This is a genomic window from Acinetobacter brisouisimilis (assembly GCF_000368265.1).
Taxonomy (GTDB): Bacteria; Pseudomonadota; Gammaproteobacteria; order Pseudomonadales; family Moraxellaceae; genus Acinetobacter.
Genome location: NZ_KB851218.1, coordinates 31,341 through 43,917 on the forward strand (window position 1 = coordinate 31,341; position 12,577 = coordinate 43,917).

The 12,577-nt window shown below is 38.0% G+C and carries 14 protein-coding genes; 6 read left to right on the top strand and 8 right to left on the bottom strand.

What is annotated here, in order from left to right:
- The first annotated feature begins 17 nt into the window (after nucleotides 1–17).
- The 6 genes from F975_RS01510 to F975_RS01535 all read left to right on the top strand — a co-directional run bounded on the left by F975_RS01510 (nucleotide 18) and on the right by F975_RS01535 (nucleotide 6,205).
- Entirely contained in the window at nucleotides 18–791 is a 774-nt protein-coding gene (locus F975_RS01510) for a DUF4184 family protein (protein WP_004749704.1), read from the top strand.
- A gap of 132 nt (nucleotides 792–923) precedes the next feature.
- On the top strand, nucleotides 924–2,711 hold the full coding sequence (gene aspS / locus F975_RS01515; protein ID WP_004749705.1) for an aspartate--tRNA ligase: 1,788 nt from the start codon (nucleotides 924–926) through the stop codon (nucleotides 2,709–2,711).
- Between the two features lie 313 nt (nucleotides 2,712–3,024).
- Nucleotides 3,025–3,909 carry a lysophospholipid acyltransferase family protein gene (locus tag F975_RS01520; RefSeq protein WP_004749706.1) on the top strand — a complete coding sequence of 295 codons (885 nt, stop codon included), beginning with the start codon at nucleotides 3,025–3,027 and terminating at the stop codon, nucleotides 3,907–3,909.
- Nucleotides 3,910–4,056: 147 nt separating this feature from the next.
- A complete protein-coding gene (locus tag F975_RS01525; RefSeq protein WP_004749707.1) occupies nucleotides 4,057–4,275 on the top strand; it encodes a hypothetical protein in 219 nt (72 codons plus the stop codon).
- A gap of 42 nt (nucleotides 4,276–4,317) precedes the next feature.
- Nucleotides 4,318–5,370, top strand: coding sequence for a glycosyltransferase family protein (locus F975_RS01530; protein WP_004749710.1), 1,053 nt, complete (start codon nucleotides 4,318–4,320; stop codon nucleotides 5,368–5,370).
- Nucleotides 5,363–6,205 carry a glycosyltransferase family 25 protein gene (locus F975_RS01535; RefSeq protein ID WP_004749711.1) on the top strand — a complete coding sequence of 281 codons (843 nt, stop codon included), beginning with the start codon at nucleotides 5,363–5,365 and terminating at the stop codon, nucleotides 6,203–6,205. Before F975_RS01530 ends, F975_RS01535 begins: the two co-directional genes overlap by 8 nt.
- 4 nt (nucleotides 6,206–6,209) lie before the next feature.
- On the opposite strand, the gene F975_RS01540 is transcribed toward F975_RS01535, so the two are convergent.
- The 8 genes from F975_RS01540 to rfbD all read right to left on the bottom strand — a co-directional run bounded on the left by F975_RS01540 (nucleotide 6,210) and on the right by rfbD (nucleotide 12,572).
- Nucleotides 6,210–6,866: a hypothetical protein gene (locus F975_RS01540; RefSeq protein ID WP_212749268.1), complete on the bottom strand. Its 657-nt coding sequence runs from the start codon at nucleotides 6,864–6,866 to the stop codon at nucleotides 6,210–6,212.
- 165 nt (nucleotides 6,867–7,031) lie between these two features.
- Nucleotides 7,032–7,244 (bottom strand): glycosyltransferase family protein, encoded by a 213-nt coding sequence (locus F975_RS01545; RefSeq protein ID WP_034425558.1) that lies wholly within the window; start codon nucleotides 7,242–7,244, stop codon nucleotides 7,032–7,034.
- A 21-nt stretch (nucleotides 7,245–7,265) separates the two neighbouring features.
- On the bottom strand, nucleotides 7,266–8,114 hold the full coding sequence (locus F975_RS01550; protein WP_004749716.1) for a glycosyltransferase family 2 protein: 849 nt from the start codon (nucleotides 8,112–8,114) through the stop codon (nucleotides 7,266–7,268).
- A gap of 55 nt (nucleotides 8,115–8,169) precedes the next feature.
- Nucleotides 8,170–8,907, bottom strand: coding sequence for a hypothetical protein (locus F975_RS01555; RefSeq protein WP_004749717.1), 738 nt, complete (start codon nucleotides 8,905–8,907; stop codon nucleotides 8,170–8,172).
- Between the two features lie 179 nt (nucleotides 8,908–9,086).
- The gene (locus F975_RS01560; protein ID WP_004749718.1) at nucleotides 9,087–10,151 is read right to left on the bottom strand and encodes a glycosyltransferase family 4 protein; all 1,065 of its coding nucleotides are present in this window, start codon (nucleotides 10,149–10,151) and stop codon (nucleotides 9,087–9,089) included.
- A 16-nt stretch (nucleotides 10,152–10,167) separates the two neighbouring features.
- Nucleotides 10,168–10,743 (bottom strand): dTDP-4-dehydrorhamnose 3,5-epimerase, encoded by a 576-nt coding sequence (rfbC, locus tag F975_RS01565; protein WP_004749719.1) that lies wholly within the window; start codon nucleotides 10,741–10,743, stop codon nucleotides 10,168–10,170.
- A 24-nt stretch (nucleotides 10,744–10,767) separates the two neighbouring features.
- Nucleotides 10,768–11,667, bottom strand: coding sequence for a glucose-1-phosphate thymidylyltransferase RfbA (rfbA, locus tag F975_RS01570; RefSeq protein WP_004749721.1), 900 nt, complete (start codon nucleotides 11,665–11,667; stop codon nucleotides 10,768–10,770).
- Nucleotides 11,664–12,572 (bottom strand): dTDP-4-dehydrorhamnose reductase, encoded by a 909-nt coding sequence (gene rfbD, locus F975_RS01575; RefSeq protein WP_004749723.1) that lies wholly within the window; start codon nucleotides 12,570–12,572, stop codon nucleotides 11,664–11,666. The genes rfbA and rfbD overlap by 4 nt, the downstream gene beginning before the upstream one ends.
- Nucleotides 12,573–12,577: the final 5 nt, after the last annotated feature.

The window sequence follows — 12,577 nt, forward strand, 5'->3', positions numbered from 1 at the left end:
ATTCCTAAATTATTGTTATGGCATTTACTGTGTCGCACATGTTGTTTGCACCTGCGATATATCGGCTCAGTCAGCGGCAGTTTCCACTTGCTGCAACTGGCATGGGTTGTATGACCCCAGACCTGTTTCGCCTATTTACCCAACAGAACATAATGATCAGTCATTTATGGCAAGGCCTGATTTTCCCTGACCTACTCATTGGTCTATTCTTTTCGGGCTTATGGTATGGTTTGTATCGTCCTGTGATTTTTACAGGTCTAGGGCTCATCGCACCGCTCCCTCAATACAGCCTCAAATTTTTCATAACAACCATTTTTGCTATTTTACTGGGAACAATCAGTCATTTCTTTTGGGACAGTTTCACTCATCTAGACGTCCGCACATGGTTTGCACGCGATTTTTTACAGCAACAAGTTGAAATTTTTAAACAACACAGTTACCCATTGCATTACATCTTACAAATCAGTACATCTTTGCTCGCGTTGCCTTGGCTATGGATTTGGTCAAAGCGTTATATCGCCAAATATCGGCAAAACTCCAGATTACCCTCGTTCGCTCAACGACAATTTTTACAGCGTTTATATGCTTGCGCTCTACTCTGTGGCATTGGCATGCTGAGTGTTTATCTGTCGCATCATTTTGAGTTTGGGGAAAATAACGATGAACTGATCGGACGGAGTTTTAAAGCCTTTGTACAAGGTTGGCTACTGTGTTTTAGCATCGGTTGTGGCTTGTTTTTATGGAAATATTCACAAATTCAACCTGCTAAGAGATCGTTACCGCCACATTAACATGCCTTGGCGATGGTTTTTTCGCACTAAACCTTGAGCAACATGACCTAAAAGGGCATAATCGCTGATTGATTCGCGGTACGCTGTTTACGTATACGCTCCTATTGCCAATATAGTTTGGATTTAAAAAACATGATGCGAACTCATTACTGCGGTTCTTTAACCGAAGCCCAAATTGACCAAACCGTGACCCTGTGCGGTTGGGTACACCGTCGTCGCGATCACGGTGGTGTGATCTTCCTTGATATGCGTGACCGTGATGGTCTTGTGCAAGTGGTTATTGACCCAGATACTCCTGAAGCTTTCGCAACAGCAGATAAAGCACGTTCTGAATTTGTATTAAAAATTACAGGTCGTGTCCGCCGCCGTTATGCAGGCACAGAAAATGCCAATATGGTGAGCGGTCAAATCGAAGTTTTGGGTAAAGAGATTGAAGTTCTTGCTGCTTCTGAAACACCTCCATTCCCACTGAATGACGAAAACACCAACATTTCTGAAGAAATTCGTTTGAAATACCGTTTCTTGGACATCCGTCGTCCTGAAATGTTAGATCGTTTACGTTTCCGTTCTAAAGTCACCAACCTGATCCGTAACTATTTCGAAGATCACGGTTTCCTAGACGTTGAAACACCGATCTTGACACGTGCAACCCCAGAAGGTGCGCGCGACTATCTCGTTCCAAGCCGTGTTTCAAATGGTAGCTTCTATGCGCTTCCACAGTCGCCACAATTGTTCAAACAGTTGTTGATGGTCGGTGGTATTGACCGTTATTACCAAATCGCAAAATGTTTCCGTGACGAAGACTTGCGTGCAGACCGTCAGCCTGAATTTACCCAAATCGACGTTGAAACATCGTTCATGAGTGACGATGACATCATGGATTTGATGGAAGGCTTAACAGTTAAAATGTTCAAAGAATTGTTGAATGTTCAATTCGACAAATTTGAACGTATGACCTATGCCGATGCAATGCGTGACTATGCATCTGACAAACCAGATATGCGTATTCCGTTGAAACTGGTTGACGTTGCAGACTTGATGCAAGACGTTGAATTCAAGGTTTTCGCAGGCCCTGCTAAAGATCCTAAAGGCCGTATTGTGGCTTTACGCGTTCCAGGCGCAGGTTCACTTCCACGTAGTGCCATCGATGAATACACCAAATTCGTAAGCATTTACGGTGCAAAAGGCTTGGCTTACATCAAAGTCAACGAACTTGAAAAAGGTATCGAAGGTCTTCAATCTCCAATCGTGAAATTCATCGAGCCAATCGTGCTTGATTTGTTGAAACGCGTTGGTGCTGAAAATGGCGACATCGTATTCTTCGGCGCAGACAAAGCTAAAGTTGTAAATGACGCAATGGGCGCACTTCGTGTGAAAATTGGTCATGACCTTAAACTTGCAACTTGCGAGTGGGCGCCACTTTGGGTTGTTGATTTCCCAATGTTCGAAGAAACTGACGATGGCAAATGGACGTCTGTTCACCATCCATTCACGCTACCAAAATCTTCCGTTGAAGAGGTTAAAAACAACCCAGGCGAAGCATTGTCTGTAGCGTATGACATGGTCTTGAACGGTACTGAAATCGGTGGTGGTTCACTTCGTATCTATACTTTAGAAATGCAAAAAGCCATTTTTGAAGCATTGGGTATTAGCGAAGAAGAAGCTGAAGAAAAATTCAGCTTCTTGTTAAATGCGTTGAAATATGGTGCACCTCCGCACGGTGGTTTGGCATTTGGTTTAGACCGTCTTGTTATGCTCATGACTGGCGCTTCTTCAATTCGTGATGTGATTGCATTCCCGAAAACCAAAACTGCTGAATGTCCATTGACTCAAGCCCCTGCACCAGTTGAAGCGAATCAATTGCGTGATTTAGGTATTCGTTTACGTGAAAAACCAAAAGCTGAAGTGAAAGAAGCTTAATCTTTGACTTCGCTAAAAAAACCCTGCCTTGTGCAGGGTTTTTTCTTGCAATAAATAGAGATTCTTCTTAAAAAATGCCACTTTTAACAATCGGGTTTCAAATTTCCTTTTGAGTTTTTCTCCAATCACGCTTACAGTACGCGGCGATAGTCTATATTCTGCTGCAATGGTTCTTGCCCTAATTATTCTATTGATCAATTTATTTTGTTTTTAAGATGCTCATCTCTTTTTGATTTTATCTATCTTAGATTTTTAAGTTTCTTTGCAAAATTTTCTCTCACCATATCTTTTAAAAAGATTCTTGAGTCAAAATATGGCTATTTATTTATTACTCAAATTTATTGCAATTTTTCCGCTGCCATTTTTACAAAAAATCGCGACTTGGGCGGCTTACATCCTCTTCCACACCAACTCCTCCATCAAACGGATTACCACGATTAATCTGGAATTGGCTTATCCAGAGCTCGAGCAAACCGTTCTACAAGAACGCATTCGCCTGAGTATCCAAAGCCAATGTCTGACATATATCGAATTTGTGAAATGCTGGGGAATGCCACCTCAGTATAGCCTTGACTTACTTAAGAATGTTCATGGTGCCAATCTGTTAGAAAAGGCTTTAGCCAATAAAAAAGGCGTCATTGTAGTTATTCCTCATTTTGGTTGTTGGGAACTCTTAAACGCATGGCTAAACATATATACACAACCGATGATTATGTATAAACCCAGCAAAACCAAGGGAATGAATCGCTATATTTTGGATGCACGCCAAAAATTTAACGCGACCTTAGTGCCGACAGATAAAGTAGGCATACGCCAGATTTTTAAACATCTTAAACAGGGCGGTCTCACCGTGGTTTTACCCGATCATTTACCAAAACCATCTGGTGGAATTTATTCTCTGTTTTTTCAACAAAATACATTGTCAGCAACCCTTGTATCTAAAATGGCGGCTCAGACTCAATGTAATGTGATCGGTTTAAGCTGTATCCGTAATAGTGAACTGTCGAGCTTTGATGTGCATTGCACCGAATTACCGCAAACGATTCTCTCGAAAGATTTACAGCAGTCTGTCGATAGTTTGAATCTCACCATGCAAGAGATGGTTAATACCGCTCCCGAACAATACATCTGGTCGTACAAGCGTTTCAGAAATTGTTATGGCAATATTAATATTTATCGCAAGCAATCAATAACTTAAAGTTTAGTGTGTAAATCTGGTAATTGAGAAAACTCAGCTAGAAATTTATATGAATCTGTATTGCCTTCAGTCAATTATTTTTATTCATTTGAGCTCAATTCTTAACAGTGGCATAATAAGGTGCTTTTTTTATATCAGGTGAAAACCATGGCTATGCGTCCAGAAGTCCGCCGTCGTTCCTTGGTGGTGATTGTGTTTTCTTTAGCCCAATGGGGCATTATGAACTATATTATTCATAATCAGCTTATGAACATCACCACAAGCCAACGTGTTTTATACTTCTGTTTCAGCAGCTTATCTGCTGCCCTACTCATTTTCTGTGCACTGATTTATATGGTGCTGAAGGGTAATGCGGATAATCAGTAAGACCTAAATTCTTGTTCATCTTATTATTATGGAACAGTAACATTGCGCCATTCATCTTTAAAAATCTTGCATATTGCAAATTTCAAAACTGACAATAATGGCTCAATGTTTTACAACACCGATGCCAAGATTCAACATGGTTTAATTGAGCTTGGGCACTATGTGCATGCCTTTGACTATAAATACATGGTCAGAAAAAGTAACATTTTCAATACCACTTCCCTCTCTCATAAAAAAACTCATCAGCAACTGATTGAACTTTGTCAAAATGTGCACTTTGACCTGATTTTAATTGGGCATATCCATTTACCAAAAGAATTACTCAAGCAACTTAAAGCGATTAACCAAGCCAAAGTTGCCATGTGGTTTGTTGATCCAATCAACGAACCTCACCGTCTTGACCATTTCAAAGAAATGCATAGCGAAGTCGATCATGTCTTTGTTACAACGGCCGGACAGCACTTACAGAATCTATCCGAAGTCTGTGATCATCCTGTATTTGCATTTACGCCAAACCTGAGTTTGCATTCGATTGAATATGCGCGTGAAGACTGGCTCAAATTTGACTATGACTGTATTTTCTGCGGTTCAAATAGTAAATATCCTGAACGTGAGCAATTTATTAGCCATTTAACCGAGCAGCTTCCTGAGTTCAAATTTAAGCTTGGTGCATGTTTAGGACGACCGTCTCTATTTGGGCATGAATATCAAGCTGCTGTCCGCAACAGTTTAATGGGCATTAACTACTCAAAGTATAATGATATTTATATGTATAGCAGTGACCGTCTTGCTCAGCTTACAGGAATGGGATGTTTAGTTTTTACTGCCCAAACACCAGGTCTAGCAGAATTATTTCCTGAAGATAGCGTGGTATATTTTCAAGATACTTCTGATTTACTTGAGAAATTAAAATACTATCAGCAGCATCCTGAAAAAGCTGTTGAAATTGCACAGCGTGGTTATGCACTTGCACATTCAATTTTTGAAGCCAAGTATATTCTGCAACAATGGTTAAATTTGATTGATCAGCAGCCATTAAATTCTCCTTGGCAAGCTGAAATCTATGCTAAAGGGCAACGTATTACCCATGTCTAAGTCTGCGAAAGTTCTATTTATTTGTATCTCTCTCAAACAAAGTATAGATCGTCGCAAAGCGATAGAGCTTGAATTTATCAAATTACGCCAAGCAATTTCTGATATTGACATTGAACTTGAGTTTTTTGATGCGATCTATGGTAAAGACTTGACTACCGAAACACTTGCTCTGATCAATATTGCACGAGAGCAAGCTGGTCAGTGTAAGCGTCCGATGAGTACAGGCGAAATCGGCTGCATGCTTAGTCACTTATTTTTGTGGCAACGTATTTCAGAGCAACGTTATACAGCTTATGATCGTGTAGTGATTATTGAAGATGATGTCTATCTTGCTGCACACCATCAACATACAGCGCAATTACATAGCATGCTCAATCACCCTGCTGAGTTTATTTTTCTCAGTGGGCACTCCAAAAAAGCCCGTACACGTATTTTAGGCTATGTTTCAAAAGATAAGACCTATTTCAATATGCTCGGTTCTCGCTATCAATACACTATGGCATGTGCTTATAGTGTCACAGCCAATGAAGCGACTAAACTGGTGAGAAAAATGTTGGCAAAAACTACGGTTGCCGATGACTGGAAATATTTACTCTCAGAAAAATCCGAAATTCCATATTATTATTTCTTTGAACAAGGTGGCGAAAATGACAGCACGATTGATGCTTCAGATCAAAATCGCAAAGATTTTTTAGTACAATATAAAGAAAATCGTTTTGCTAAAAATGCTTATAAAATATGGCAAGATATTCAAACAAGAATAGCTCTTATTCTTTCCTTTAGAAGAAAGAATATCCTTATAGAATATATCAACAATATAGTTAAAAAATTATAAAAAACTAATGTAACCGTTTATAGATACTACGATAGATTTTTTGCTTTCTCGACCTAATTTTATTTATAACAGTACTCAGTTTCAGAATAACTAAACTCACTAATGATCTTTCTTTTTCAATCCAAAAAAGTTTAGATAGATTTTCAAAATTTGCAATTACATTAAATAAAGGATCTCTATTTTTCCTCAAATTAAAGTATTTAATATCACTGTCTAAATTCAATTGATCTAATACTGTTAACTCATAAAAATCAGAAGAATTTTTAACTGAATAAACTCTACAGATATATTTCTCAAAAGATATTAATGCACTATTATTCTTAATATAATTATATTCACTTCTCCAATGTATCGCAAAAGGATTGTTTTCACATAAAAAATCCTTATTTCTCACCAACATTGCTTGACTACCTATAATAATTTTATTTAAATAGTGACGCACACCTCTATAAGGAAAATGCGCAATCCAAATATCACTATTATTTTTTCTAATATCTTTATTTATTTTAGATGATAAGCTATGGTTTCCTTGGCTAATAGAATAATCTAAATATCTATCCTTATCATGAGAGAAAAAGACCTTATCACCATCTTTACTTTTTATTTGAAACCTTCTATTCATCGAGATAAAAATATCATGCTCTAAATTTTCTTGTGTCATAACATAATCATATCGCTCCAAATTAAAAACTTGAGCTGGTTTTAAACCATTTAAAAAATTTATACTATTAACAACTAAAAATTCATCTGCATCAAGTGCAAAAAACAAATCAAATTTTTTATTTATTTTAGATATTCGGTGATAAGATTTTGTAGTTATTTCTGATTAAAAATGGGCTAAAGTATTATCTACCCACAACGTAATATTAAAACCTTCAGATATTAATTGATTAATAATATCTACTGTTCCATCAGTAGAGTTATTATCTATAATATATAAAGAATCCAAAAATTTCATATTCCATCTAATAAAATTTTCAATAATGTCTTCTTCATTTTTAACCATAGAAAATCCTATAGCTATTTTATCTCCAATCATTTCCTCTACCTTTTCATAAAATTAGCACCTAGGATGCTTACCTCTTATAAATGTTTTAAGAACTAAATTTACATCATGGAATGAGAACTTAATTAACTTTCGATAAATTAATTTAAAAAGTTTTAGGCTTCTACTCCATGTACTTGAACTATAATATTTTAAAGTTAAGACATTTTCATAAATAAATTCATCTCTACGCCATGGTGTTAACTCTTCCTCAGTTAATGATAAAGAATGATTCAAACATGTATTTGAGGAAAATTTAAATTGATGACCTTGTTGAATAAACTGATTTATACGAGTAAAGAATGTAGTATCCACACCATAAAAGGCAAAGTGTGAATCAAAAATTTCCATATTTTGTAATTTAAAAAATGTTTTTATACGATTTGAAATAATTAATCCAGAACCTACCGAATAAATAGAACTTGGTTGAATAATATCACCACGTTGTTGTAATAATTTAGAATTCACCATAGGAAACCGTGGTTTTAAATCACAGCGTGCCCTAATTTCAGGTAACTCAAAATCAACATCATTTAAATTAAATAAAACATCCTGATATTGCTCATTGATTTCAGTGTCATCATCAAATAATACATAATAATCAGCATCATAATCTTGAATAAAATCGTTATAAATCCAGCTAAGCGGTTTATTTTGCAATTGGTTCTGCAATGTAACTTGCTGATGAATCTGACTTAATTCCTGTATACATAGATCATTTTCTGAAATAGCTTCTGGGCCATTATTGACAATCAAAAGCTGAGACAAGGGGTATTTAAATTTCAGTAAATCATGAATAGTTAAAGACTTTTCTAACGTCTTACCATAAACAATCACAACAAGCGCGATTTTAAGCTGTGCCATTATGTATACTTACCTAACAATAAGCAGTTCTTATAGAGAACTGCTTTTCATTATCTTAAAAAATTTTTTTATACCACTGTTTAATTTTTGGCTTCTTCACAACACACCCGATATCATCAAATGATGTAGATGAAATAAAACCTTCCGTTGAGAAGCGATTATTTAACACATCATCACAACGCTGTAAAAATAGTTTTACATTATCAGCATGGCGGCTTTGAAATAAGTGATAGACACTGTTCGCAAAGACTGTTCCAATTCCATAATAGCCATAGTTACCTAATAACCAAATGCCTTCACGTGGTTCGCGCTCAAAGCAAGTTGGGTATAAGGTTCTATAACGAATGCCTTTTTTCTCTGCAATATAAGCCAGTTGTTCAGCAACATCAGCTTGTTTGTTTTGCATAAATGAAGGTTTACCAAGCGTTTGGTAACATGATGGTGTTATGAAAAAGAACGCTGGTGAAGCAAATATATGCATTGCAGGATGAATATGGTTCGATGCTTGAGCACAGCCGAGAAAAGTATCATGCTGATAAACATACTGAGCAGATTTCTCAACAATTTCACGATTTAGCGGAATTAAATCAGGTTCAATAATCGCCACCACTTTCGCTGTAGACTGACCAATGACTCGATCTAGCCATTCACCATGTGGCATATTTTCTTCGGTATATTTTACGTTTAACCCCAAATGTTGCATCACTTTTTTATGTGCAGCCAAAATATCCCGATCGAAATTATCCCAATGAAAAGAATGAAATTCAACTTCATCTAAGTTTAATAGTTCCATTCAGGAAACTCTCAAATATTATAAATCTTGCCGTATTATAGAAACATTTGTTGAAGATATTAGAAATATTTATTTATTTATACAAAGTTCTTACATAATTTGCCCCATTCGCCATACCTTCACAAAAGATAAAAGCCAAAATCAATATTGGCTTTTATCTCATTTAAATAGCTTGATATCTAATTGCTTGAACGATAATACGCAACAACATGCTCTACAAATTGATTATGTGCTTTAGCAATCTGCTCAAAACAGTATTTTTCTAATGCTTCTTTTTTGCCTTGCTGAGCGAATTTTAAAGCTTCATCTGGATGTTGAATCAAATATTCAATACCATCTGCAAGACTTTGTGCATCATCAGCTTTGGCACACCAAGCATTTACGCCATGCTTTGCTGTCTGGCGAATCCCGATATCATCCGTAGTGATCAGGGTTTTACCCCATGCAAAGGCATCTAAAATACCAATACCCTGAATTTCAGTAATTGATGGCAACGCCACAATATCGGCATTTTGTAATAGTGCAATTTTGTCCTCACCGCCAATCCAGCCTGGGAAGCTGACCTTATCCAGTAACTGTAATTGTTCAGCCTGATGCTTATAGGTCGTAAGCATTTCACCTTGACCTGCCAGCACTGCAGTAAAATCCACACCCTTTTTACGCAAAATCGCTAAAGCGTCTATGAGCACATGAACGCCTTTATTGGGCACCATACGCGTTAACATCACAATACTTGGCGGAACACGAATTGGGCGTGGCTCAGCCACCACTTTGGGTAAATAAGTTAAATTAGAAATCACTTGCTGTGGTTTTGCAGCACGCTCTTCAGGCGTTTGGCGCTTTTGTACCAGCTCTTGTACATATGGCGTGATATGAATAAATGCATCGGCACGTAAGGTACGTTTAACGTTATGACTGTGGTTAACTGCAATTACTGGAATCTTTTTCGACATTCCCAACATGGCATTTTTAAATAACCAGACAGCTTTACCACTATGGGCAATAATCACATCTGGTTGCTGCTGCTCTATGAACTTACGAATTTTTAATGCCGCAGTGACACTGTAAAAACCTTTGTTCGGGATCACTGTGATTGGCCATTCACCACTTTTGAGATGCTGATTTTCAGTACCACGCAGCAAAACCACTTCATGCCCAAAGCTTTTTAAGGTATTAGCAATATCCAGCATTGCCTGCCAGCGACCACCTGTTGCATCGCCATAGACTGCATTAAGAACTTTCATAACAAATACCTATAAATTAAAACAATGCCTGCGCAGTAAGTGCCTGTGCAAATGTTGCAGCTTCTAAATCTTTTGCAGTCAATTTAAGCTGCATATCTGCTTCTATTGGCCAATCAATTGCAAGCTCAGTATCATTCCATACTAAACTACGCTCACACTCTTTCGCATAATAATCAGTTGTTTTATATAAAAACTGCGTATTGTCTTCTAAGGCAATAAAACCATGGGCAAAGCCCGCAGGAATCCAGAACTGACGATGATTTTCACCTGTCAGTTCGACTCCCACCCATTGTCCAAATGTTGCTGAATCTTGACGAATGTCGACCGCAACATCCCATGCGCGACCTTGCACCACACGTACCAGTTTGCCCTGTGCATGAGGGTTAAGCTGATAATGCAAACCACGCAACACGCCTTTTTGTGACATAGAATGATTATCTTGAACAAAGTTTGGAATATCGAGGTTACGCTCTGCCAACGCCTGTTCAAAGTTTTTCTGATTAAAACTTTCCATAAACCAGCCACGCTCATCAGCAAATACACGAGGCTCAAAAATCAACAAATCTTTAATCTTGGTTTCAATAATATTCATGCTATGTCACTCAATCTGGTTACTTTAGGCTTGTTTTGCTTGGTGTTCTTGATGCAATTTTAACAAATACTGACCATAACCCGTCTTTTTAAAGAAATTGGCACGCGCCAACAACTGATCAGAGCCGATCCAGCCGTTGTTAAATGCAATTTCTTCCAAGCATGCCACTTTAAGTCCTTGACGGTGCTCAACTGTTTGTACAAATTGGCTCGCTTCCAGCAATGAGTCGTGTGTACCCGTATCTAGCCATGCAAAACCACGCCCCAACAACTCAACGTTCAACTGATTTTGATGTAAGTACACATTATTTACATCGGTAATTTCCAGTTCACCGCGTGCCGATGGTTGAATATTTTTAGCAACTTCGACCACACTATTGTCATAGAAATACAGGCCTGTCACAGCATAGTTTGATTTTGGCTGTGTCGGCTTCTCTTCGATGCTAATCGCTTTACCTGTTGAGTCAAATTCAACAACGCCAAAACGCTCAGGATCATTGACATAGTAACCAAAGACTGTGGCACCTGAAGTCTGTGCTGATGCACGTTTAAGCTGCTGGCTAAAACTTTGACCATAGAAAATATTGTCGCCTAAAATCAGACAGACATTATCCTGACCAATAAACTCTTCACCCAAAATAAAAGCTTGTGCCAGACCATCAGGTGATGGCTGAACCTTATAAGACAACTTGATACCAAGTGCTTCACCTGTACCCAGTAATTTTTCAAAATTTGGCAAATCTTCAGGTGTTGAAATAATCAAAATTTCAGAGATACCCGCCAACATCAGCACAGATAACGGATAATAAATCATCGGTTTATCGTAAATTGGCAACAATTGTTTTGATGTCCCCATCGTAATTGGATATAAACGGGTACCCGAACCACCAGCAAGAATAATGCCTTTACGTTTTATTTGACTCATACGATGATTTCTCCTAGGACTTGTTCCACACCTTGCTGCCAATGCGGCAAATGCAGATGAAATTGTTGTTGTAATTTTTGGGTATTTAAACGTGAGTTTAAAGGACGTTTTGCTGGTGTTGGGTAAGCAGTGGTTACAATCGGATGTACCTGTTGCAACTTCAAGACCAGACCTTTGTGTCGAGCTACATCAAATATATATTGTGCATATTCGTACCAAGAGGTTTCACCCGAAGCCGCGAGATGATAATGCCCACACAATTGTTGCTGTTGTTCAGCCGCTTGTAAACTGTAATAGCAAATTACCTGTGCAGTCACATCAGCAATTAAAGCTGCACCTGTAGGTGCACCAATCTGATCAGCAATAATGCTAAGTTCTTCTTTGGCTTGCGCTAAGCGCAGCATGGTTTTTACAAAGTTCTGACCATGCGTGCCATAGACCCAAGACGTACGAAAATTCAAAAATTGTACAGCACTTTGCTCAAGTGCCACTTCGCCTGCACGCTTGCTTTGACCATAGACATTTTGTGGTGCAGTTACATCTTGCTCCTGCCATGCCTGTGTACCTTGGCCAGAGAATACATAATCAGTGGAATAATGAACTAACAAGGCATCCACTGCTTGGCACTGTTCAGCCAAATGTTTAACTGCCAAATGATTAATGAGGTTGGCTTGTTCAGCTTCTGATTCAGCCTTATCGACAGCCGTATATGCCGTAGCATTGACTACAATGTTCGGCTGAACTTGCTGAATGAGTTGAGTGATCACATCAAAATTGGCGATATCACCACACAAGCCTTGTGCATTAGTATGGCGATCTAAGGCAATCACCTCCCCTAAAGGCTGCAAAGCACGTTGTAGTTCCCAACCCACCTGACCATTTTTACCCAATAAAAGAATTTTCATTCGTC

Coding starts and splice junctions, on each gene's coding strand:
- F975_RS01510 (WP_004749704.1), top strand. CDS start 18: ATGGCATTTACTGTGTCGCACATGTTGTTTGCACCTGCGATATATCGG.
- aspS (WP_004749705.1), top strand. CDS start 924: ATGATGCGAACTCATTACTGCGGTTCTTTAACCGAAGCCCAAATTGAC.
- F975_RS01520 (WP_004749706.1), top strand. CDS start 3,025: ATGGCTATTTATTTATTACTCAAATTTATTGCAATTTTTCCGCTGCCA.
- F975_RS01525 (WP_004749707.1), top strand. CDS start 4,057: ATGGCTATGCGTCCAGAAGTCCGCCGTCGTTCCTTGGTGGTGATTGTG.
- F975_RS01535 (WP_004749711.1), top strand. CDS start 5,363: ATGTCTAAGTCTGCGAAAGTTCTATTTATTTGTATCTCTCTCAAACAA.
- F975_RS01540 (WP_212749268.1), bottom strand. CDS start 6,866: ATGACACAAGAAAATTTAGAGCATGATATTTTTATCTCGATGAATAGA.
- F975_RS01545 (WP_034425558.1), bottom strand. CDS start 7,244: ATGATTGGAGATAAAATAGCTATAGGATTTTCTATGGTTAAAAATGAA.
- F975_RS01550 (WP_004749716.1), bottom strand. CDS start 8,114: ATGGCACAGCTTAAAATCGCGCTTGTTGTGATTGTTTATGGTAAGACG.
- F975_RS01555 (WP_004749717.1), bottom strand. CDS start 8,907: ATGGAACTATTAAACTTAGATGAAGTTGAATTTCATTCTTTTCATTGG.
- F975_RS01560 (WP_004749718.1), bottom strand. CDS start 10,151: ATGAAAGTTCTTAATGCAGTCTATGGCGATGCAACAGGTGGTCGCTGG.
- rfbC (WP_004749719.1), bottom strand. CDS start 10,743: ATGAATATTATTGAAACCAAGATTAAAGATTTGTTGATTTTTGAGCCT.
- rfbA (WP_004749721.1), bottom strand. CDS start 11,667: ATGAGTCAAATAAAACGTAAAGGCATTATTCTTGCTGGTGGTTCGGGT.
- rfbD (WP_004749723.1), bottom strand. CDS start 12,572: ATGAAAATTCTTTTATTGGGTAAAAATGGTCAGGTGGGTTGGGAACTA.